16 protein-coding genes, 2 tRNA genes and 3 pseudogenes are annotated in these 19,789 nt (G+C 33.4%); 10 read left to right on the forward strand and 11 right to left on the reverse strand.

What is annotated here, in order from left to right:
* Nucleotides 1–71 precede the first annotated feature (71 nt).
* A pseudogene (gene fabD / locus P5P87_RS12440) lies at nt 72–946 on the forward strand (ACP S-malonyltransferase).
* A gap of 95 nt (nt 947–1,041) precedes the next feature.
* Here fabD and P5P87_RS12445 read toward each other — a convergent pair.
* The 6 genes and pseudogenes from P5P87_RS12445 to P5P87_RS12470 all read right to left on the reverse strand — a co-directional run bounded on the left by P5P87_RS12445 (nt 1,042) and on the right by P5P87_RS12470 (nt 5,189).
* Nucleotides 1,042–1,359, reverse strand: a complete 318-nt coding sequence (locus P5P87_RS12445; protein WP_278022735.1) for a hypothetical protein — start codon at nt 1,357–1,359, stop codon at nt 1,042–1,044.
* Nucleotides 1,347–1,547 carry a hypothetical protein gene (locus tag P5P87_RS12450; protein ID WP_198854408.1) on the reverse strand — a complete coding sequence of 67 codons (201 nt, stop codon included), beginning with the start codon at nt 1,545–1,547 and terminating at the stop codon, nt 1,347–1,349. The genes P5P87_RS12445 and P5P87_RS12450 overlap by 13 nt, the downstream gene beginning before the upstream one ends.
* Before the next feature lie 47 nt (nt 1,548–1,594).
* Nucleotides 1,595–2,500, reverse strand: coding sequence for a DMT family transporter (locus P5P87_RS12455; RefSeq protein WP_198854409.1), 906 nt, complete (start codon nt 2,498–2,500; stop codon nt 1,595–1,597).
* A gap of 78 nt (nt 2,501–2,578) precedes the next feature.
* The gene (gene galE, locus P5P87_RS12460) at nt 2,579–3,595 is read right to left on the reverse strand and encodes a UDP-glucose 4-epimerase GalE (protein WP_278022736.1); all 1,017 of its coding nucleotides are present in this window, start codon (nt 3,593–3,595) and stop codon (nt 2,579–2,581) included.
* Between the two features lie 15 nt (nt 3,596–3,610).
* Nucleotides 3,611–4,051 (reverse strand): nuclear transport factor 2 family protein, encoded by a 441-nt coding sequence (locus P5P87_RS12465; RefSeq protein WP_198854410.1) that lies wholly within the window; start codon nt 4,049–4,051, stop codon nt 3,611–3,613.
* Between the two features lie 2 nt (nt 4,052–4,053).
* Nucleotides 4,054–5,189 (reverse strand): annotated as a pseudogene (locus P5P87_RS12470) (DegT/DnrJ/EryC1/StrS family aminotransferase).
* 137 nt (nt 5,190–5,326) lie between these two features.
* Between P5P87_RS12470 and P5P87_RS12475 the strand changes: the two are divergent.
* Together P5P87_RS12475 and P5P87_RS12480 are read left to right on the forward strand one after the other, a co-directional pair.
* On the forward strand, nt 5,327–6,556 hold the full coding sequence (locus P5P87_RS12475; protein ID WP_278022737.1) for a 3-deoxy-D-manno-octulosonic acid transferase: 1,230 nt from the start codon (nt 5,327–5,329) through the stop codon (nt 6,554–6,556).
* Between the two features lie 337 nt (nt 6,557–6,893).
* Complete coding sequence (locus P5P87_RS12480; protein ID WP_278022738.1) at nt 6,894–7,067, forward strand: PG1828 family lipoprotein; 174 nt, start codon at nt 6,894–6,896, stop codon at nt 7,065–7,067.
* A gap of 169 nt (nt 7,068–7,236) precedes the next feature.
* On the opposite strand, the gene P5P87_RS12485 is transcribed toward P5P87_RS12480, so the two are convergent.
* The 4 genes and pseudogenes from P5P87_RS12485 to mutS form a co-directional block, all read right to left on the reverse strand.
* Nucleotides 7,237–7,620, reverse strand: coding sequence for a DUF1508 domain-containing protein (locus tag P5P87_RS12485; RefSeq protein WP_198854413.1), 384 nt, complete (start codon nt 7,618–7,620; stop codon nt 7,237–7,239).
* A 417-nt stretch (nt 7,621–8,037) separates the two neighbouring features.
* Nucleotides 8,038–8,123, reverse strand: a tRNA-Leu gene (locus P5P87_RS12490).
* A gap of 15 nt (nt 8,124–8,138) precedes the next feature.
* A tRNA-Gly gene (locus P5P87_RS12495) sits at nt 8,139–8,211 on the reverse strand.
* Between the two features lie 161 nt (nt 8,212–8,372).
* A pseudogene (mutS, locus tag P5P87_RS12500) lies at nt 8,373–10,981 on the reverse strand (DNA mismatch repair protein MutS).
* A 159-nt stretch (nt 10,982–11,140) separates the two neighbouring features.
* On the opposite strand from mutS, the gene P5P87_RS12505 reads away from it, so the two are divergent.
* The 4 genes from P5P87_RS12505 to P5P87_RS12520 all read left to right on the forward strand — a co-directional run bounded on the left by P5P87_RS12505 (nt 11,141) and on the right by P5P87_RS12520 (nt 15,619).
* Nucleotides 11,141–11,572 (forward strand): DUF1573 domain-containing protein, encoded by a 432-nt coding sequence (locus tag P5P87_RS12505; RefSeq protein ID WP_198854415.1) that lies wholly within the window; start codon nt 11,141–11,143, stop codon nt 11,570–11,572.
* Between the two features lie 75 nt (nt 11,573–11,647).
* Nucleotides 11,648–12,181 (forward strand): RNA methyltransferase, encoded by a 534-nt coding sequence (locus tag P5P87_RS12510; RefSeq protein ID WP_278022739.1) that lies wholly within the window; start codon nt 11,648–11,650, stop codon nt 12,179–12,181.
* A 115-nt stretch (nt 12,182–12,296) separates the two neighbouring features.
* Entirely contained in the window at nt 12,297–15,356 is a 3,060-nt protein-coding gene (locus tag P5P87_RS12515) for an Ig-like domain-containing protein (protein ID WP_278022740.1), read from the forward strand.
* A 68-nt stretch (nt 15,357–15,424) separates the two neighbouring features.
* Nucleotides 15,425–15,619, forward strand: a complete 195-nt coding sequence (locus tag P5P87_RS12520) for a T9SS type B sorting domain-containing protein (RefSeq protein WP_278022741.1) — start codon at nt 15,425–15,427, stop codon at nt 15,617–15,619.
* A gap of 84 nt (nt 15,620–15,703) precedes the next feature.
* On the opposite strand, the gene folK is transcribed toward P5P87_RS12520, so the two are convergent.
* On the reverse strand, nt 15,704–16,837 hold the full coding sequence (gene folK, locus P5P87_RS12525) for a 2-amino-4-hydroxy-6-hydroxymethyldihydropteridine diphosphokinase (protein WP_278022742.1): 1,134 nt from the start codon (nt 16,835–16,837) through the stop codon (nt 15,704–15,706).
* Between the two features lie 138 nt (nt 16,838–16,975).
* Here folK and sppA point away from each other — a divergent pair, with 138 nt between their 5' ends.
* Genes sppA through P5P87_RS12540 form a run of 3 tightly spaced genes read left to right on the forward strand, consistent with a single transcriptional unit; the run spans nt 16,976 to nt 19,690 of the window.
* Nucleotides 16,976–18,733, forward strand: a complete 1,758-nt coding sequence (sppA, locus tag P5P87_RS12530) for a signal peptide peptidase SppA (RefSeq protein ID WP_278022743.1) — start codon at nt 16,976–16,978, stop codon at nt 18,731–18,733.
* 10 nt (nt 18,734–18,743) lie between these two features.
* A complete protein-coding gene (locus P5P87_RS12535) occupies nt 18,744–18,962 on the forward strand; it encodes a hypothetical protein (RefSeq protein ID WP_278022744.1) in 219 nt (72 codons plus the stop codon).
* Nucleotides 18,959–19,690 carry an alpha/beta hydrolase gene (locus P5P87_RS12540; RefSeq protein ID WP_278022745.1) on the forward strand — a complete coding sequence of 244 codons (732 nt, stop codon included), beginning with the start codon at nt 18,959–18,961 and terminating at the stop codon, nt 19,688–19,690. The genes P5P87_RS12535 and P5P87_RS12540 overlap by 4 nt, the downstream gene beginning before the upstream one ends.
* Nucleotides 19,691–19,789 lie beyond the last annotated feature (99 nt).

Genomic DNA, 19,789 nt, shown 5'->3' on the forward strand with positions numbered 1-19,789 from the left:
AAAGTATTATTTTTGCCTTTCAATTGAAGCTAATTTTCAATTTCAAAAAAAATAAAAAACAAATTAGACAAATGAAAGCATACGTATTTCCAGGTCAAGGTGCACAATTCACAGGAATGGGTAAAGACCTTTATGAAAATTCGGCTTTAGCCAAAGAATTATTCGAAAAAGCTAATGAAATATTAGGTTTCAGAATTACAGATATCATGTTTGAAGGCACTGCCGAAGAACTAAAAGAAACTAAAGTAACACAGCCAGCTGTATTTTTACACTCTGTTATTTTAGCCAAAACTTTAGAAAATTTCAAACCGGAAATGGTTGCAGGACACTCTTTAGGAGAATTTTCTGCTTTGGTAGCAAACGGAACTTTGTCTTTTGAAGATGGACTTAAATTGGTTTCTCAACGTGCTTTGGCTATGCAAAAAGCATGCGAAATCACTCCATCTACAATGGTCGCTGTTTTAGGTTTAGCTGATAATGTTGTTGAAGAAGTTTGCGCTTCTATCGATGGTGTTGTGGTTGCTTGCTAACTATAACTGCCCAGGTCAATTGGTAATTTCTGGTGAAACTACTGCTGTTGAAAAAGCTTGCGAAGCAATGAAAGCTGCCGGAGCAAAACGTGCTTTAATTTTACCTGTTGGAGGTGCTTTCCACTCTCCAATGATGGAACCAGCAAGAGAAGAATTGGTCTGCCGCAATTGAAGCAACTACTTTCTCTACTCCAATTTGCCCAGTGTATCAAAACGTAACTGCAAATGCAGTTTCTGATGCGAACGAAATTAAAAAGAACTTAATTATTCAATTGACTGCTCCTGTAAGATGGACACAATCTGTACAGCAAATGATTGCTGACGGCGCGACTTTGTTTACTGAAGTTGGTCCTGGAAAAGTATTAACTGGTTTGATTAATAAAATTGACAAAGAAGCTGCCGTTGCTAATGCTTAATTTTTAAGTGTTCAGTCTTATTGACAGTTTTCAGTGGTTAACTGTATAAAACAATAAATCCTCATATACTTTGATAAGTTTATGAGGATTTTATTTTATAATTCCTTTGCTTCTTCGCTATAATTATTTAGAATTCCAGTAATCAGGTAGTTTTGATTACTCTTTTCAAAAAATATATACCAAGTTGTTCTTGAGCTAGTTTTATAGAAAATATAATTTGAACCTAGATAACGGAGAGAATCTGGAGTTTTGCTGTGTGGAAAGGTTGATATATTTGATTTAATATAATCTACTATTTTGTTGATATAAATTTGGGCTGACTCAACGAACCCGAAATACTCTTTTTCAAAAAGAACAAAAACTAAATTATCAAAATATTCTAGAACGCTATTTTCAAAAATTATTTTTTCCAAGGATAAGCTTTTATTCTTTTAGACATTTCAGCTTTAAACTCCTCCGGTGTTAATCCTTTTGCAAATTCAGCATCAAAATCAAAAGTTTCAGGATCTATTCCCTTAAGTTTAGTTTTTTGAACTTCGTATTCTACTCTTGGTTCTTCGACCTTGTTATTCTTTTTATTTTCTTTATCCGAACTCATCATTCCTACATTTTAATCTTACAAATTTACAAAATAAATTGAATCAAAATTTATACAGCTTTCTTTTCCTTCTTTTTGTAATTTACAATAAAAACCCCAAGAATAATAAGAGCTGTAGCAATAATAAAATCAATTGTAATTATTTCATCCAAAAGCAACCAGCCCAAGAAAACCGCAATTATAGTATTGATATAGGACAAAATAGAAACTTGAACTGCTGTAACATGTTTTAAAGCATAATTATAACAGAAGAAAGCAATCACAGATCCAAAGATTGACAAATACAAAGCCGCAAAAATACTTCTTGAACTCCACGAACTAAAGTCAGGATTTGGCGAAAAAATCGAAGCCAAAACTAACTGAATGCAAGATGCGATTGTAAATTGATAAAATAAATTAAGAGTTATATTCTTCGATTTATTAGCATGCGTTTTGGTATAAATTGTCCCTGCTGCCCAAGCCAAAATTGCAAATCCCATAAACATCATTCCTGTTCTGTAATTGGCATCTAAAAACGATACAAGTCCATCTTTAAAAATAAAAACTACACCAGAAAAACCAATAATCACTCCAGTAAATCCCTTTAAACTCATTTTTTGCAATCCAAACATAATACTACCCAAGAAAATAAGAATTGGAGTCAGCGCATTTATGACCGATGCTAGTCCGCTTGGGATATTCTGCTCTGCAATTGTTGTAAAACCATTTGCAATCACAAGCATTAAAACCGAAGCAATAAGCTGTTGCTTGAAATTCTCCCAACCAATCCATTCTAATTCTTTTTTGAATAATAAAATCGTCATCATAATCAATCCTGCCAGTCCCTGACGAATTGAAGTTACAAACCAAGGCGGAATCGTTTCAACTGCTACCTTAATTCCTAAAAATGTTGTACCCCAAACAATTCCAACGGCTGCAAGGGCTATAATTAATTTATAATCTAAATTCTGTTTCATAAAATGCCCGTTAAAAAAAATCCCAAACTATATTGCTATAATTTGGGATCTTAAAAATTTATAATTTTATTTAAAAAACTATTTATTCCTCACTTTTTGTTCCCATTTCCAAGCACTTGCCATTGCTTCGTCTAAACTTAGTTCAGCCTTCCATCCTAAGACATTATTTGCCTTATCTGTATTTGCATAAGCTTCAGTAATATCACCTTCACGACGAGGCATCATCTTGTAAGGCAATTTTTTACCGCTAACTTTTTCAAAACTATGAATGACTTCTAAAACAGAACTTCCTTTTCCTGTTCCTAAATTGAAAGTTTCTACTTTTGCCAAGTTCTTTTTGTTTAACAAACGTTGTAAAGCAATTACGTGTGCTTTTGCTAAATCTACGACGTGAATGTAATCACGAACAGCAGTTCCGTCTGGTGTTGGGTAATCATTTCCGAAAACCGATAATTCCTGACGCAATCCTACTCCAGTTTGTGTAATAAACGGAACCAAATTTTGCGGAACTCCTAATGGTAATTCTCCAATTTCAACAGATTCGTGTGCTCCTACTGGATTAAAGTAACGCAATAAAATAGCGCTGATATTGGTAACTTTAGCTGTATCTGTAATAATTTCTTCTCCAATCTGTTTTGTGTTTCCGTACGGAGACATTGCTGCCTGAACCGGAGCATCTTCTGTAATTGGCATTTTTTCGGCTTGACCGTAAACCGTACAAGAAGAGCTGAAAATAAAACTCGCTTCAGGTTTTTGCTGTAATTCTTGTAAAAGATAAACTAAACTGCTAATGTTATTTTCATAATACAATAAAGGCTGTTCAACACTTTCGCCAACTGCTTTTGAAGCGGCAAAATGAATGGCACCAGTAACATCATTATGTTTTTTAAAAAAATCCCGAACGGCACTTTTCTCTCTTAAATCAATTTTCTCGAATAAAGGCGTTTTTCCTGTAATCGCAGTAATTCCTTTTAAAACATCTTCTGAAGAATTAGAAAGATTATCAATGATCACTACCTCGAAGCCTTCATTTTGTAATTCGACTACGGTGTGAGAACCGATAAAACCTAATCCTCCTGTTACTAATACTTTCATTTTTTTGTGGTTGTTTTATGTAGTTAATTTATAAGCTTGTCTAGCAATTAAAACCCATTTGCCTTTTTGTTTCTGCCAAACGAGCATTATTCCTATTTTAATATCTCGATCTATTCCATCGTCTTTGGTATGAGCCGATAAAACATGTCGAACTATGGCAACATCATTTTGAATAGTTATAGTTTGGTTCTGAAAATCGATCGAAACAAAATCAGATTTTCCACTTACGATTCCTTCTATAAATTCAGCTTGGTTTTGAAAATTACCATTTGAGTGAACATAATTTAATTTGTCCGAAGTTAGCGCTTTCAATTTCGCTCCATCAGCATCAATCATTGCCTGACGCAAAATTTCGATTTGACTGCTAACGGCATTCTCTTCTTTAGAATTCGTTTTTTGAGCCAAAACCGAAAACTGAAGAAGAATCATTAAAATTAAAAGACTACCTTTTCTCATCTTTATTTATTTAAAAATTCTAAAACAGAATCGGTAATAAATTTAATTTGTTCGTCGTCAAGTTCTGTGTGCATTGGCAAAGCAATTACTTCCTGTACTAATTGGTTTGTAACTGGAAATTGCTCTTCTTTATAACGAGGATCTAAATATGCTTTTTGAGAATGCAATGGAATTGGATAATAAATTGCGCACGGAATTCCTTTATCTAATAAATGCTCGCATTAAAGCATTTCTGTCTGCGTCTAAAATTCTTAAAACGTATTGATGAAAAACGTGATCATTCTCGTTTGCATCAAAATCTGGAGTGATAATTTTTGCATTTCCAGCAAAAGCCGCATTGTATTTTGTTGCCGCTAAACGACGTGCTCGCATTATACTCATCTAACAACGGTAATTTAGCATTTAAAACCCCTGCTTGAATACTATCCAAACGAGAATTTACACCCACAACATCGTGGTGGTAACGCTCATACATTCCGTGATTTACGATTCCACGAATAATATGCGCCAATTTATCATCATTTGTAAAAATCGCTCCTCCATCTCCATAACAACCTAAGTTTTTAGAAGGAAAGAATGAAGTTGCCGCAACGTGGCCAATTGTACCTACTTTTACTTTTGATCCAGATTTAGAAATATAATCTGCACCTATTGCTTGTGCGTTATCTTCGATTACATATAAATTATGTTCAGTCGCAATTTCCATAATTGCATCCATATTAGCTGCACGTCCAAATAAATGAACCGGAACAATCGCTTTTGTTTTTGGTGTAATTGCTTTTTTAACTGCTTCGATATCGATGTTCATGTTATGCAAATCAACATCAACCAAAACTGGAGTTAATTGCAACAATGCAATAACCTCAACAGTTGCTGCAAAAGTAAAATCGGCAGTAATAACTTCGTCTCCTGGCTTCAGATCTAATCCCATCATGGCAATCTGCAACGCATCTGTACCGTTAGCACAAGGAATAACGTGTTTTGCCCCTAAATAATCTTCAAGATTCTTTTGAAATTGATGAACTAAAGGTCCGTTGATATAAGTATTTGTATCTAAAACTTCTTGAATTGAAGCGTCTACAGTAGATTTTATTTTTTCGTATTGACTCTTTAAGTCAACCATTTGTATTTTTTTCATTTTGAATGTATTTAAAAAAATTAAAGACACTGTTTTCGGACAGAAATCTCTAAAAGGAAGAACAAAAATAGTTATTAATAGCTTCAAACCAATGAAAATAGTCGAAAGAAATGTAATTTAGTCGCAAAAAAAATTACATGCTTTTTTTATACAATCTAGCCATACATATCGCAGGATTTTTCTTAAGAATCATATCCTTGTTTAGTCCGAAAATTAAGCTTTTTGTAGAAGGCCGAAAAAGTGTTTTTAGCACACTAAAAGAAAAAATACAACCAGAAGACAAAACGATTTGGTTTCATTCTGCTTCTTTAGGAGAGTACGAGCAAGGACTTCCTGTTATAGAAAAAATCAAAGAGAAATATCCTTCCCATAAAATTATTGTAACCTTTTTTTCACCATCTGGATACGAAGTGCGTAAAAATAATACAGTTGCCGACGTTACCATTTACCTCCCATTGGACACTAAAAGCAACGCAAAAAAATTCATCAAGCTTGTTCATCCAGAAAAAGCATTCTTTATTAAATATGAATTTTGGCTTAATTACCTAAAAGAACTTGAAGACCATAAAACTCCAACTTATTTGATTTCAGGAATTTTTAGAGACAATCAAATGTTCTTTAAATGGTATGGCGGATTTTACAGAAATGCCTTAAAAGCTTTTACTTATTTCTTTGTTCAAAATGAAAAATCGAAAGAAAAAGTCGAAAGTTTAGGTTTTAAAAATGTAATTGTTTCTGGCGATACCCGTTTTGATCGTGTAAATGCTATTTTAGAAAGAGACAATCGTTTGGATTATATAGAAAACTTCAAAAACAACAAGCAGACAATTGTTATTGGAAGCTCATGGCCAAAAGATGAAGCTTTGCTAGCCGAATACATCAATCAGGCGCCAGAAAATGTAAAATTCATAATTGCCCCGCACAATATAAAGCCAGATCAGATTACAGATCTTCAATCAAAAATTACAAAGTCGACAATTTTATTTTCAGAAAAAGAAAACAAAGACCTATCCGGCTACAATGTTTTTATAATCGACATTGTCGGAATCTTAACCAAGATTTATAGTTACGGAACGATTGCATATGTAGGTGGCGGATTTGGAAATCCTGGAATACACAACATTCTTGAACCAGCAACTTTTGGAATGCCAATCGTAATTGGCCCTAATTATTCAAATTTTGCAGAAGCTATCGCCTTAGTCAAAATTGGAGGTTGCATACCAATATCAACAAGTTCGGAACTAAAAGAAATTTTTGATAATTTATTAAAGGACAAAAACTTTCTAGAAGAAAAAAGCGAAATCTCTAGATCATTCATTCAAACCAACAAAGGCGCAACCGAGACTATCATAAAACTAGTTGTATAGCCTTTTGCACCAATAAAAAGTGTTAAATTTAGAAAAACAACACAATTAAGACCGCTTTTTACATTTGAAAACCTAAATTAATAGTCTTAAAAAATCAGAAAAACCATTAATCAGAGAAATAAAATAGCCCATTTTTATAAAGAATATTCAACAAAAAATTATTTAGCCTATAAATTAGATAATTTAAGAAAATTTTGTAGTTTTGGCATATTCTTTGATAAATAAGATAAACGTGAGTAAGGAAAATATTTTAAAAAAAAGTGAAAAAATATTTTACATATTAAAAAATTTATATCTTTGCCACGAATTAATAATTAACCTTTTATAATAAAGTAAGATGAAAAAAGTATTTTTAAGTTTAGCTGTTGTTGCTGTATTAACTGTTGTATCTTGTAAAAAAGCTGACGCTGCTGCTGAAGCTCCTGCTGTAGATTCTACTGCTGTTGCTGTTGATTCAGCTGCTGCTGTTGTTGATTCTGCTGCTGCAACTGTTGATTCTGCTGTCTGCTAAAGTTGATTCTGCTTCTTGCTAAAGTAGAAGAAGTAAAAAAATAATTAGAACCTAAGTTCTAACGATTTTAAAACCATCTTTTAGATGGTTTTTTTTGTGATTAATTTTTCCATTAATTACAAGCAATAAAAAAAAGCGTTCATAAATTGTGAACGCTTTTTTTTATTATTTATTCAGCCGCCTCTTCTATTTCTTCTTCAACCTCCTCATCACCAAAAATCGACTCACTCGAAGAAAAATCCAAAATTTCCGACTTAGAAGAATATGTTACAATTTCTTTTATCCCTTTCTGCAAAAGCAATTCCGTGCTGTATTTTCGACTTGTAGCAAAATGAACCTCACCCAACATCAATTTAAAAAAATACTTCCCTCCAGAACCTTTAAACTTCAAGAATTTCGCAAGCTCTATATTCGCTTTAAACTTCTCAATATCCTCTTCACATTCAAATCTTAATTCGTAACTCAAACTCGTAAAGATCACCTTCCCTTTTCGAGAAGTAAACGTAAACTTATATTCATCATTAAACCGCTTGCTAATTACAAAAGCACCCATTTATAAATTTTAGATTTTAGATTGTTGATTTTTTTTCTGAGATTCTGAGATTCTGAGATTCTGAGATTCTGAGATTCTGAGATTCTGAGATTCTGAGATTCTGAGATTCTGAGATTCTAAGATTCTGAGATTCTGAGATTCTGAGATTCTGAGATTCTGAGATTCTGAGATTCTGAGATTCTGAGATTCTGAGATTCTGAGATTCTGAGATTCTGAGATTCTGAGATTCTGAGATTCTGAGATTCTGAGATTCTGAGATTCTGAGATTCTGAGATTCTGAGATTCTGAGATTCTGAGATTCTGAGATTCTGAGATTCTGAGATTCTGAGATTCTGAGATTCTAATAAATTTACTGCGTAAATTTATTTTCTGCAAGTCTGCAAATAAAAAAAGCCTCTTCAAAAGAAGAGGCTTTAGTACTCAGAGCGGGACTTGAACCCGCACGAACATTGCTGTTCACTGGATTTTAAGTCCAGCGTGTCTACCAATTTCACCATCCGAGCATTGTATGGTTTTAGAGCGAAAAACGGGGCTCGAACCCGCGACCTCGACCTTGGCAAGGTCGCGCTCTACCAACTGAGCTATTTTCGCATTTTCAAATTTATTAAGAACCGCAACACTTGTTTTGTTTCGTATTGCGAGTGCAAATTTAGGACATTTATTCAATTACACAAGCGTTTTTTCAAAAAAAAATCCACTTATTTTATAACGTTCTGATAACCTAAAGTTTAAATTTGAAAAAATTTTAAAATTTATTTCTTTACCAGCATTCTTTTAATCTCATTCAATTTCATCAGCGCTTCTACTGGTGTAATTGCATTAATATCGAGATTTAAAATTTCTTCTTTTATCTCTTCCAACAAAGGATCATCCAGATTAAAGAAACTCATCTGCATTTCTTCATTTGCCGATTTTATTCCGTTCAAAGCATCGCTTGAATGATTCTTTTCTAATTTCTTTAAAAGCTTTTGTGCTTTTGAAATAACAAGCTGAGGCATTCCAGCCATTTTTGCCACATGAATTCCAAAACTATGTGCGCTTCCTCCTTTAACCAGTTTTCTAACAAATAAAACAGTATCCTTAAGCTCTTTTACTGCCACATTGAAATTTTGGATTCTCGGCATCGATTCTGTCATTTCATTCAGCTCATGATAATGTGTTGCAAAAAGCGTTTTAGCTCTTCCTGGATGTTCGTGCAAGAATTCGGCAATTGCCCAAGCAATCGAGATTCCGTCATAAGTACTTGTTCCTCTTCCAATCTCATCTAACAATACCAAACTTCTATCTGATAAGTTATTCAAAATAGAAGCTGTTTCGTTCATTTCTACCATAAAAGTAGATTCTCCCATCGAAATATTATCTGAAGCTCCTACTCTGGTAAAAATCTTGTCTACAATTCCCATTCTAACACTATCAGCAGGAACAAAACTCCCCATTTGAGCCAAAAGTACAATCAAAGCCGTTTGTCTTAAAATCGCCGATTTACCCGACATATTTGGCCCAGTAATCATAATAATTTGTTGCGTTTCTCTATCTAAGAAAACATCATTGGCGATATACGGCGTTCCAACCGGCAATTGTTTTTCAATTACAGGATGTCTTCCGTTTTTGATATCCAATTCGAATGTATCATCGATTTCAGGTCGCACATATTGATTTTCGACAGCCATTTGCGTAAACGAACACAAACAATCCAATTGCGCAACCAAATACGCGTTCATTTGAACTGGTTTGATATAGGTAGAAATCCAAGCTACCAATTGTTCGAAAAGCTCGCTTTCTATTTTATAGATTTTCTCTTCAGCTCCTAAGATTTTAGTTTCGTATTCTTTTAGTTCTTCGGTAATATACCGTTCCGCATTTACCAAAGTCTGTTTACGAATCCATTCTTCTGGAACTTTATCTTTATGTGTGTTTCTAACTTCGATATAATATCCGAAAACATTATTAAAAGAAATTTTCAATGACGAAATTCCAGTTCTTTCAGATTCTCTTTTTCAATTCCTTCTAAAAATTCTTTTCCTGAAGTTGAAATTGCACGAAGCTCATCCAGTTCCTCATTTATTCCGCTCGCAATAGCATTTCCTTTCGAAATGGCAACTGGAGCATCTTGATTTAGTGTAGTCTTAATTTTTTCACGAAGCAAATCGCAAGCATGCAAACTATCTCCAATAACTTTTACCGCTTCCTGCGGACTTTCTAACGCTAGAGTTTTAATTGGAATAATAGCATCCAAAGATTCCTTTAAATACACGATTTCGCGAGGAGAAACTTTTCCTGCGAGCAATTTTAGAAATTAAACGCTCTAAATCTGAAATCTGCTTGATTTGATATTGGATATTATGAAGGATTTCAGAATTCGATTTTAAATACGCCACAACCTCATGACGGCTTTTAACTTTATTAGCATCTTTTAACGGCAATGCTAACCAACGTTTTAATAAACGTCCTCCCATTGGAGAAAGCGTTTTATCGATAACATCCAAAAGCGTAACTGCATTTGGATTATAACTGTGATATAATTCTAGATTTCGAATGGTAAAACGATCCATCCAAACATACGCATCTTCTGCTATACGCTGAATCGCTGTAATATGCTTGCACACGATTATGCTTGCGTTTCTGATAAATAGTACAAAATGGCACCAGAAGCAATAATTCCTTCTTTCAATTCTTCAATTCCAAATCCTTTTAAGGAATTTGTCTGAAAATGCTTTGTTAAGGTTTCTAATGCATAATCTTCTTTATAGATCCAATCTTCTAAATAAAAGCTATGAAAATCTTCTCCAAAAGCAGTTTTAAAATCGCCTTTATTATTCTTTGGCACTAAAACCTCACTCGGATTAAAGTTTTGCAATAATTTATCGATGTATTCTGCATTTCCTTGAGCCGTTAAAAATTCTCCTGTTGAAACATCTAAAAAAGAAATTCCGATATTTTTATTCGCAAAGTAAACAGATGCTAAAAAGTTATTTGATTTTGACTGTAAAACCTCATCGTTTAAAGAAACTCCTGGAGTTACAAGTTCCGTTACACCTCTTTTTACAATAGTTTTTGTCATTTTAGGATCTTCCAACTGATCACAGATTGCTACACGAAGCCCAGCTTTTACCAATTTTGGCAAATACGTATTTACAGAATGATGTGGAAACCCTGCTAATGCTGTTTCTGTATCAGATCCAGCTCCTCTTTTAGTTAAGGTTATCCCTAAAATTTTAGAAGCTCTAATGGCGTCTTCTCCAAAGGTTTCATAAAAATCTCCTACTCTGAAAAGCAGACATGCATCAGGATATTTAGCCTTGATCTCGTTGTACTGTTTCATTAAAGGTGTTTCTTTCACCACTTTTTCTTTAGTCGCCAAATTATTATATTTTAAATGAAAAAATTAAGACAGCGAATTTATGCTTTTTTAGCGGTATATCGAAAGCTTCAAAAATTAAAATAATTTAAGATATTTTTAGGTTGTGATTTAAGAATTTTATATAGCTTTGTTTATCATTTAAAAAAAAGACCCTTAAAGATGAAAAAAATAATCTTATTCGCTATGTTAGCTGTAGCTGGTATCACAGCTACTAATGCACAAACAACTAAAAAAGCTAAAGCTGAGAAAGTTGCTAAAGTTGAAGGAGCTGGAATGCTTTTCGAAACAGAAACTATTGATTACGGAACTATCGCACACAATGCTGATGGAAAACGTGAATTCGTTTTTGTTAACAATGGTACAAAACCATTAATTATCACTAACACTCAAGGATCTTGTGGATGTACTGTTCCAACTACTCCAAAAGAACCAATCGCTCCAGGAGCTAAAGGTGTTATTGGTGTAAAATACGCTACTGACAGAGTTGGTGCTTTTACAAAAACTGTAACTGTAACTTCTAACGCAGAAGGGCAACCAACAAAAATCCTTACTATTAAAGGTACAGTTTTACCAGATCCAGTAAAAAGCTAATCTGAGAAACATTTAAAATAATCAAAAAGCTTCCTTATCTTTGGAAGCTTTTTTTATGACTACAATTTAAAAACAATGAGAAAACTCGAAAACAGCGAACTAGACCGTAAATCAATTGAAGATTTTAAAAAATCGGAGAAAACCCCTTTAATATTAGTTTTAGACGATATTCGAAGTCTGCATAATATTGGTTCTGTTTTTAGAACTGCTGATGCGTTTTTGATTGAAAAAATAATTCTTTGCGGTATTACAGCAACTCCTCCAAATAAAGAAATTCATAAAACTGCTCTTGGCGCGACTGAAACTGTTGCTTGGGAACATCACGAAAGTGTTCTGGAAGTTATCGAAAACTTAAAGAAAGAAAATGTATTAACAATGGCTATCGAACAAGTTGAAAGTGCTGTCTTTCTTCAAGATTTTAAAATTAAAAAAGATCAGAAATACGCCTTAGTTTTCGGAAATGAAGTTTATGGCGTTTCTCAAGAAGCTGTCGCAATCTGTGACGGATGTATTGAGATTCCACAATTAGGAACAAAACACTCTCTTAATATTTCTGTAAGTGCCGGAATTGTGGTTTGGGATTTGTTTCAAAAAATAAACTGGCCTTAATAAAATCCTTTCCTGTTTTTATTAAAAAAATGTGATTTTACAATATTTTTAAGCTTTAAATTGTTAGAAATGTAAATATATTTTTTTATTATTATAAAAGTGATACTTTTATAAAATGAAAAATAATTACTCTCTAAAAATATCTTTTTTATTCATTTTACTGCTGTCCAATTTTATTGGTTCTGCACAACAATATACTTCCATTCCTGACTCTAATTTTGAACAAGCTTTAATCGATTTAAATATTGATAGCGGAGCTATTGACGGTCAAGTCCTGACTGCAAACATTATAAATTTAAAAACATTAGAGCTTCGAGGAAAAAATATTCTAGATTTAACAGGAATTGAATACTTTACAAATTTAGAAAGCTTGGACTTGGGGGTAATTAACAATGATCCTAATAGGAACAACAAAATCAGTTCTTTAAATATTACCAAAAACACAAAACTCAAGTACTTAAGTTGCTATTACAATAATCTAACAAATCTTGATGTATCAAAAAACATCAATCTAACCGAATTGCATATTGTTGGCAATAAATTAAACAGCATAAATGTTTCTAACAATAAACTTTTAAGGATTCTTGATTGCGGCAGCAATAATTTTAAAGATCTAGATGTAACTCAAAATACAGCTTTAGAAGTTTTAAATTTCGACAGAAACAAATTAACAGATATAGATCTTTCTAACAATATAGCATTAATCAATTTAGTCTGTAACTACAATCAACTAACAAATCTTAATATTAGTAAAAACATAAAATTGGATGTACTATCGTGCAGTTTCAATAAATTAAGCAGTCTCGATGTAAGCCAAAATACAATTATCCAAGGCATTATGTGCGATGTCAATGAAATTACAAGTTTAGATATCAGCAATAATACCATATTAAAATCTTTAACTTTAAACACCAATAAGGTAAGTGTCCTCGATATTTCTAAAAATCTTCAATTATACGCTATAGATGCCGGAAACAATCAACTAACGAGTATTGACGTAGCCAAACATTTAAGTTTAAACAATTTACAAATTGCCAACAATCATATATCAAATCTAGATGTTACGAACAATGGAGCATTAGAGATATTACAATTTAGCTCAACAGATGTTCCTGAAATTAATGTTTCCAAAAACCCTAAACTTATACAATTATATTGCTCCAATACCTTACTAACTTCTTTAGATGTTTCTAAAAACCCTAAGTTAGTATCCGTTATTTGCTATAACAATTCATTAACTTCTTTAAATTTAAAAAATGGAAACAATACCTCTCTTTACAATTTAAGTTTTGTTTCCAACCCAAGTCTTGAGTGCATTCAGGTAGACGATGCAACCTATTCTAATGCCAGATGGTCTACTTACAAAGATGCTACGGCTAGTTATTCTAGCGATTGCAGTAAATTTTCTGCTATTGCTCCGCCAGTAATCAAAGCCACTGGCGACCAATTGTACTGTCCACAGGGTACTATAAAAATTGTAACAGATGTCACGATAACTCATGACCCTTTAGAAACAGGAACTGAAGCCATCTACATTCAAGTTTCTTCAGGATATTCAAGCGGTTTTGACAAACTAGAACTTTCAAATCCTACCTCGCACCCAACTATTATCACAAGCTGGGATGCCGTGGCAGGAAAACTAACATTATCAAGTCCGACGGGAGCAGATGTTTTATATTCTGATTATGTTGATGCTATAAAAGATGTAGTTTTCACAAATTCTTCTGCGACAGCTTCTGGAATTAGAACATTTTCTATAACAATGGGCAAGGCAAATTATTTACCGTCTACACAACATTATTACGAATATGTTCCAAATATTGCCATTACATGGACGGCGGCACGAGATGCAGCAGCAGCTCGTACTTATTATGGTCTTAAAGGATATTTAGCAACTATTTTATCTGCAGATGAAGCTAAATTAATTGGTGAACAAGCTTCTGGAACTGGATGGATTGGAGGAAGTGATGCTGAAACAGAAGGTGTTTGGAAATGGGTTACAGGTCCTGAAGCAGGAACTATTTTTTGGAATGGAAACGCAAACGGCTCTACACCAAATTTTGCTTTCTGGAACACAGGAGAACCAAACAACCAAGGTGATGAAGATTATGCGCACATCACTCAACCTGGCGTTGGAATACGAGGCTCTTGGAATGATTTATCAAATACTGGTTCACTTACACCTGGTGATGCTTATCAACCAAAAGGATATATTGTAGAATATGGCGGAATGCCAGGAGAAGCTCCATTAGAGATTGCAACCAGCACTAAAATCACAATTCCTGTTGCAACACCAGCCATTGATCCAACTCCTGTTTGTGATTCTGGAAGTTTTACCTTTAATGCAACTGCAAGTGCTGGAGCAACAATCAGATGGTTTGATGCTGCGGTTGGCGGAAATTTATTAGCAACAGGTTCCACCTACACTACTCCGACATTAAGTACAACTACAACATATTATGTTGATGCTGGCTGCGAATCAAATCGTAAATCGGTAAAAGCAACTGTAAATGCAACTCCCTCAGATCCTATTGCAGAGCAAGATACTTACACTAATTGCGGTCCAGGTTCTTTAACCATTAAAGCAACTTCAAATGTTGGATCTATAAACTGGTACGATGCCGCAACTGGAGGAACGAGTCTTTATATGGGTACCGCTTTTACAACTCCAAAAATTTCATCAAACACAACTTATTATGCTGAAGCATCAAACGGTACTTGTATAAATACGACTAGGATTCCAATAAATATTGAGATTTATACTCCTCCAGCTGTTTCTGATGAAACTTTGCCTTTGTGCCAATTTCAATCCATAACATTAGATGCTGGAATTTCTGGAATGAATTATTTATGGTCAAATGGCGCTACAACTCAAACTATCAGTGTCAATACCAGCGGAAAATACACTGTTGCTGTAACAAGTCCGTCTCCAGAAAATTGCACGAGTACAAAAACAATCACAGTAGAAGAACATAAAGTTCCGCAGATTGCACGTGTTGATGTTGAAGGAACTAGAGCTATTATTTATCCTGTAAAAGCCGAAGACTATTTTGAATATTCTGTAGATGGTGTAAATTTTCAAGATTCAACTATCTTTTATGATGTTCCTGGCGGACTTCAGACGGCTTATGCTAGAGAAAAAGCGGATGTGGAGGAACTACTAAACAATTTGTAGTACTTGTATTTCCTCTATTTTTTACACCAAACAACGATACGTACAACGATGTTTGGGAAGTAACCGGAATGGAAAATTATCCTCAAGCAGTAGTTACTATTTTTGACCGTTATGGAAAACTAGTCGCACAATTAAGCCGTTTTAAAATGAGTTGGGATGGTACTTTAAATCAAATTCCACTTCCTGCTTCAGATTATTGGTATGCTTTAAAAGTAGATGATTCAATGCCAGTTTTAAGAGGGCATTTTACTCTGAAAAGATAGTTTTTAATGAGAGAATATATCAATTTGATAATTAGAGAATTGTTTTTGGAATTTTCTAATTATCAAATTTTCTGATTGACACATTTAATCCAATTTCTTTTTAATTTCATTCAGTATATAAAGGTAATCTTCGTGTTTTTTTACAAAATCGCGATTAGAAACATCAATTATTAAAACATTTAAATCGGTTTGAGATTTTATGTATTCGAGATAACCGTTATTGATTTTTTCTAAATATGTTGCTTCTATATTCTGCTCATAAATACGTCCGCGTTTTTTAATGTTTTGCGACAATCTTTCCGTATTCTGATACAAATAAACATACAAATCTGGCTTTGGCATTTCTTTGTAAATAATGTCGAATAGATTTCTATACAAACGATATTCATCTTCTGCAAGCGTTATTTTGGCAAAAATCAGCGATTTAAAAATATGATAATCAGCAACTATAAAATCTTTAAATAAATCAAATTGCGCCAAATCATCGGCTAATTGCTGATAGCGGTCGGCTAAAAAAGACATTTCCAACGGAAATGCATATCGGTTTTGGTCTTTGTAAAACTTTGGCAAAAACGGATTGTCTGCAAATCGTTCTAAAACTGTTTTTCCGTTAAAATCTTCTGCAATTTTATGCACCAAAGTAGTTTTTCCTGCTCCAATATTTCCTTCAAAAGCAACATAATTGAATTGATTTAAAGGAATTTTATCAATCGGGCTTTTCAACTTTTGCACCACTGTACAAACACTTTCATCTGGAGTAATTGCAATCAACTCAGGAATTGTTTTTTGCAAAATTGGATGCCTCCAATCTAACTTTAAATCTTGCATCGGAAGTAAAACAAAATTTCTGTTTTGCATTAGCGGATGCGGAACCTGAAGTTTTTCTGTATCTATTATTTCATCATCAAAAGCAATTAAATCAACATCAATAATTCTAGACTGATACCCTTCTTGATTTAAGCGGATTCTTCCTAATTCTTTTTCGACTTTTAAAATTTGATTTAATATTTTTTGCGCAGATGAATTGGTATGCAAAAGAAGCGCACAATTATAAAAAGCATCACTCTCAAAACCCCATGCAGGAGTTTCATAAAGTTTAGAAACCTCAATAACAGTCCCCACATTTTGATGTATCAAATCAATACAATTCTGAATGTTTTCTAGTCTGCTGCCTTGGTTGCTGCCTATCGATAAAACGACTTGATGCTGTAATTTCATAATTAATGCAAATTAACTAAAACTATTTTAGAATTAACCAATATATTTGTGAAACGACGTCTCAAATCCAATCAGAAATTTAGATGTCTCTTTTGTAACGTTTTGACGTTTTTTGCTACTTATTAAAAAAATATACATATGAAGTTTTTAGGAAATGTAATTGCCACAGTTATCGGTATTTTTATTTTTATCATGCTCTTCTTTTTTGGAGCAATCTTTATCGGAGTTGTTTTTGGCGGAGACGACAGTGTTTCTGTTAAATCGGATTCGGTTATTGAATTCAATTTAAAAGAAATTAAAAACGATTACGCAGGAAAATACAAAGATCCTTGGGTAAGTGTCTTTTCAGACAAAAAAAGCATAGGTTTGACCGATGTAATCAATGCTATTGAAGCAGCAAAAACAGACGACAACATTAAAGGAATTTCGATTTTAAATGATGAATCTTCACTTGGTCTTGCGCAATATAAAGATTTAAGAAACGCTTTAGAAAGCTTCAAAAAATCAGGTAAATTTGTTTGGGCTTACGCCAATACTTATTCGCAGAAAGAATATTATTTAACTTCTGTTGCCAATACTATTTATATAAATCCTGCCGGAGATTTAGACTTTAAAGGTCTTTCTTCTGAAGTTATGTTTTTCAAAGATTTCCAAGATAAATCTGGAATACATATGGAAGTGATTCGTCACGGAAAATACAAAAGTGCAGTTGAGCCTTTCTTAGATAATAAAATGAGCGATGCCAACAGAGAACAGATAACGGCACTTTTAAACTCAATTTGGACAACCGTATCTGCTGATATTTCAAAAAGCAGAAATATTCCGTTACCTAAACTAAACGAAATTGCAAACGGACTTTTGGCTAGAACTCCAGAAATGGCAAAAGAACAGCATTTAGTAGATATTGTTGCTTACGAAGATGTTTATCACGATGCCATTAGAAAAGCGCTGAAAGTAGATAAAGATGAAGATTACAATAAAATTTCAATCTCAGATTATACTCAAAATCATTTAGCAACAGCTTTAGATAATGCTTCAAGCGATCAAATTGCGATTATTTACGCTCAAGGCGAAATCGGAAGTGGCGAAGGAGATGTAAACACAATTGGAGAAGGCTCTATGAGACGTTCTTTGCAAGAAGCCAGAAAAAATGATGACATTAAAGCTATCGTTCTTAGAATTGACAGCCCAGGCGGAAGTGCTCTTACTTCTGATTTAATTTGGAGAGAAATTGAAGTTACAAAAAAAGTAAAACCAGTTGTCGTTTCTATGGGTAACTATGCTGCCTCTGGCGGTTATTATATTGCTTGCAACGCCAATAAAATATTTGCTGAAAACAATACTATTACAGGATCTATTGGAGTTTTTGGAATGTTGCCAAATTTTAGTCCGTTGGCTAATAAATTAGGAATCAATTCTGAGCAGGTTAAAACTCATGAAAACGCCGCAAACTATAGTCCGTTCTTGCCTGTAGACGAGAAATTTAAAGCTTTTACTTTAGAAGGAGTCGAAAAAATCTACAACACGTTTGTTACTCATGTTGCAGAAGGACGTAAAATGACTTTTTCACAAGTTGATTCAATTGCTCAAGGTAGAGTTTGGTCTGGAACCGAAGCTTTAAAAATTGGTTTAGTTGATAAAATTGGCGGATTAAATGACGCGATTGCTGAAGCGACTAAAATTGCTAAACTAAAAAAATATAGCACTCAAAATTATCCTGAATATGAAAAAACACTTAACGATTTGCTAGGAAATCTACCTTTTGCAAAATCTAAAGAAGCTTTTATAAAAGAAGAAATTGGAGAAGAAAATTACCTACTTCTAGAGCAGGTTAAGAAATTTCAAAAACAAAAAGGAGTGCAAGCGATACTGCCTTACGGAATCAATATTTATTAATTGAATTAAGATGAATAAAATAATTCTTTTTTTGACGGTTTTGTTTTGGAGTTTCATAAACGCTCAAGACAAAAAAGAAACCACGTTTAAGGAAACACCAGCAATATTAAAGATTAACAACGATCAGATTTTTGGTACGCTGACAACTCCAGATTTGACCAAAAAATTTCCGGTTGCTTTAATTATTGCGGTTCTGGTCCAACGGATAGAAACGGGAACAATCCGATGATGAAAAACAACTCGTTAAAAATGCTGGCAGAAGCTTTGGCTAAAAACGGAATTGCATCATTGCGATATGATAAAAGAGCTATTGGAGAAAGCAAAGCAGCTGGCGGATCTGAAAGCAGTCTGGTTTTTGAAAATTATATTCAAGATGCCAAAAGCTGGATTAATTATTTAAAACAGGACAAACGTTTTTCTAAAGTAATTATAATCGGTCACAGTGAAGGCTCTTTGATTGGAATGGTGGCCAGTACAAAAGCAGATAAGTTTGTTTCTATTGCAGGCGCAGGCGAACCTGCAGATCAAATCTTAAAAACTCAAATTGGCGCCAAGTCAATGAAACCACTTAATGACTTGACCTTCCCTATTATTGATAGTTTAAAAAACGGATTTGAAGTTAAAAAAGTAGATCCTATGCTTAATTCTCTTTTCAGACCAAGCATTCAGCCTTATTTGATTTCTTGGTTTAAATACAATCCGCAGACCGAAATACAAAAGCTTACTATTCCAGTTTTAATCCTGCAAGGAAATAATGACATGCAGATTGCTGTAAAAGATGCAGAAAATTTAAAACAAGCTAATAAAAATGCAGATCTACAGATAATTGACAAGATGAATCATATTATGAAAATCATTGATGGCAATCAGGAAGATAATTTAGCCAGTTACAATAATGAAACACTTCCTATTTCTGAAATCCTAGTCGAAAAAATAGTTTCATTTATTCAGAAATAATAAAATAAACACCCTAAAAAATCCGTTTTGAAAATAGTTCTTAACGGATTTTTTTATATGAAAATTTTAATAAAATTCTTACGTAATTAAGAAAACTTT

Source organism: Flavobacterium ginsengisoli, from assembly GCF_029625315.1.
Taxonomy (GTDB): domain Bacteria; phylum Bacteroidota; class Bacteroidia; order Flavobacteriales; family Flavobacteriaceae; genus Flavobacterium; species Flavobacterium ginsengisoli.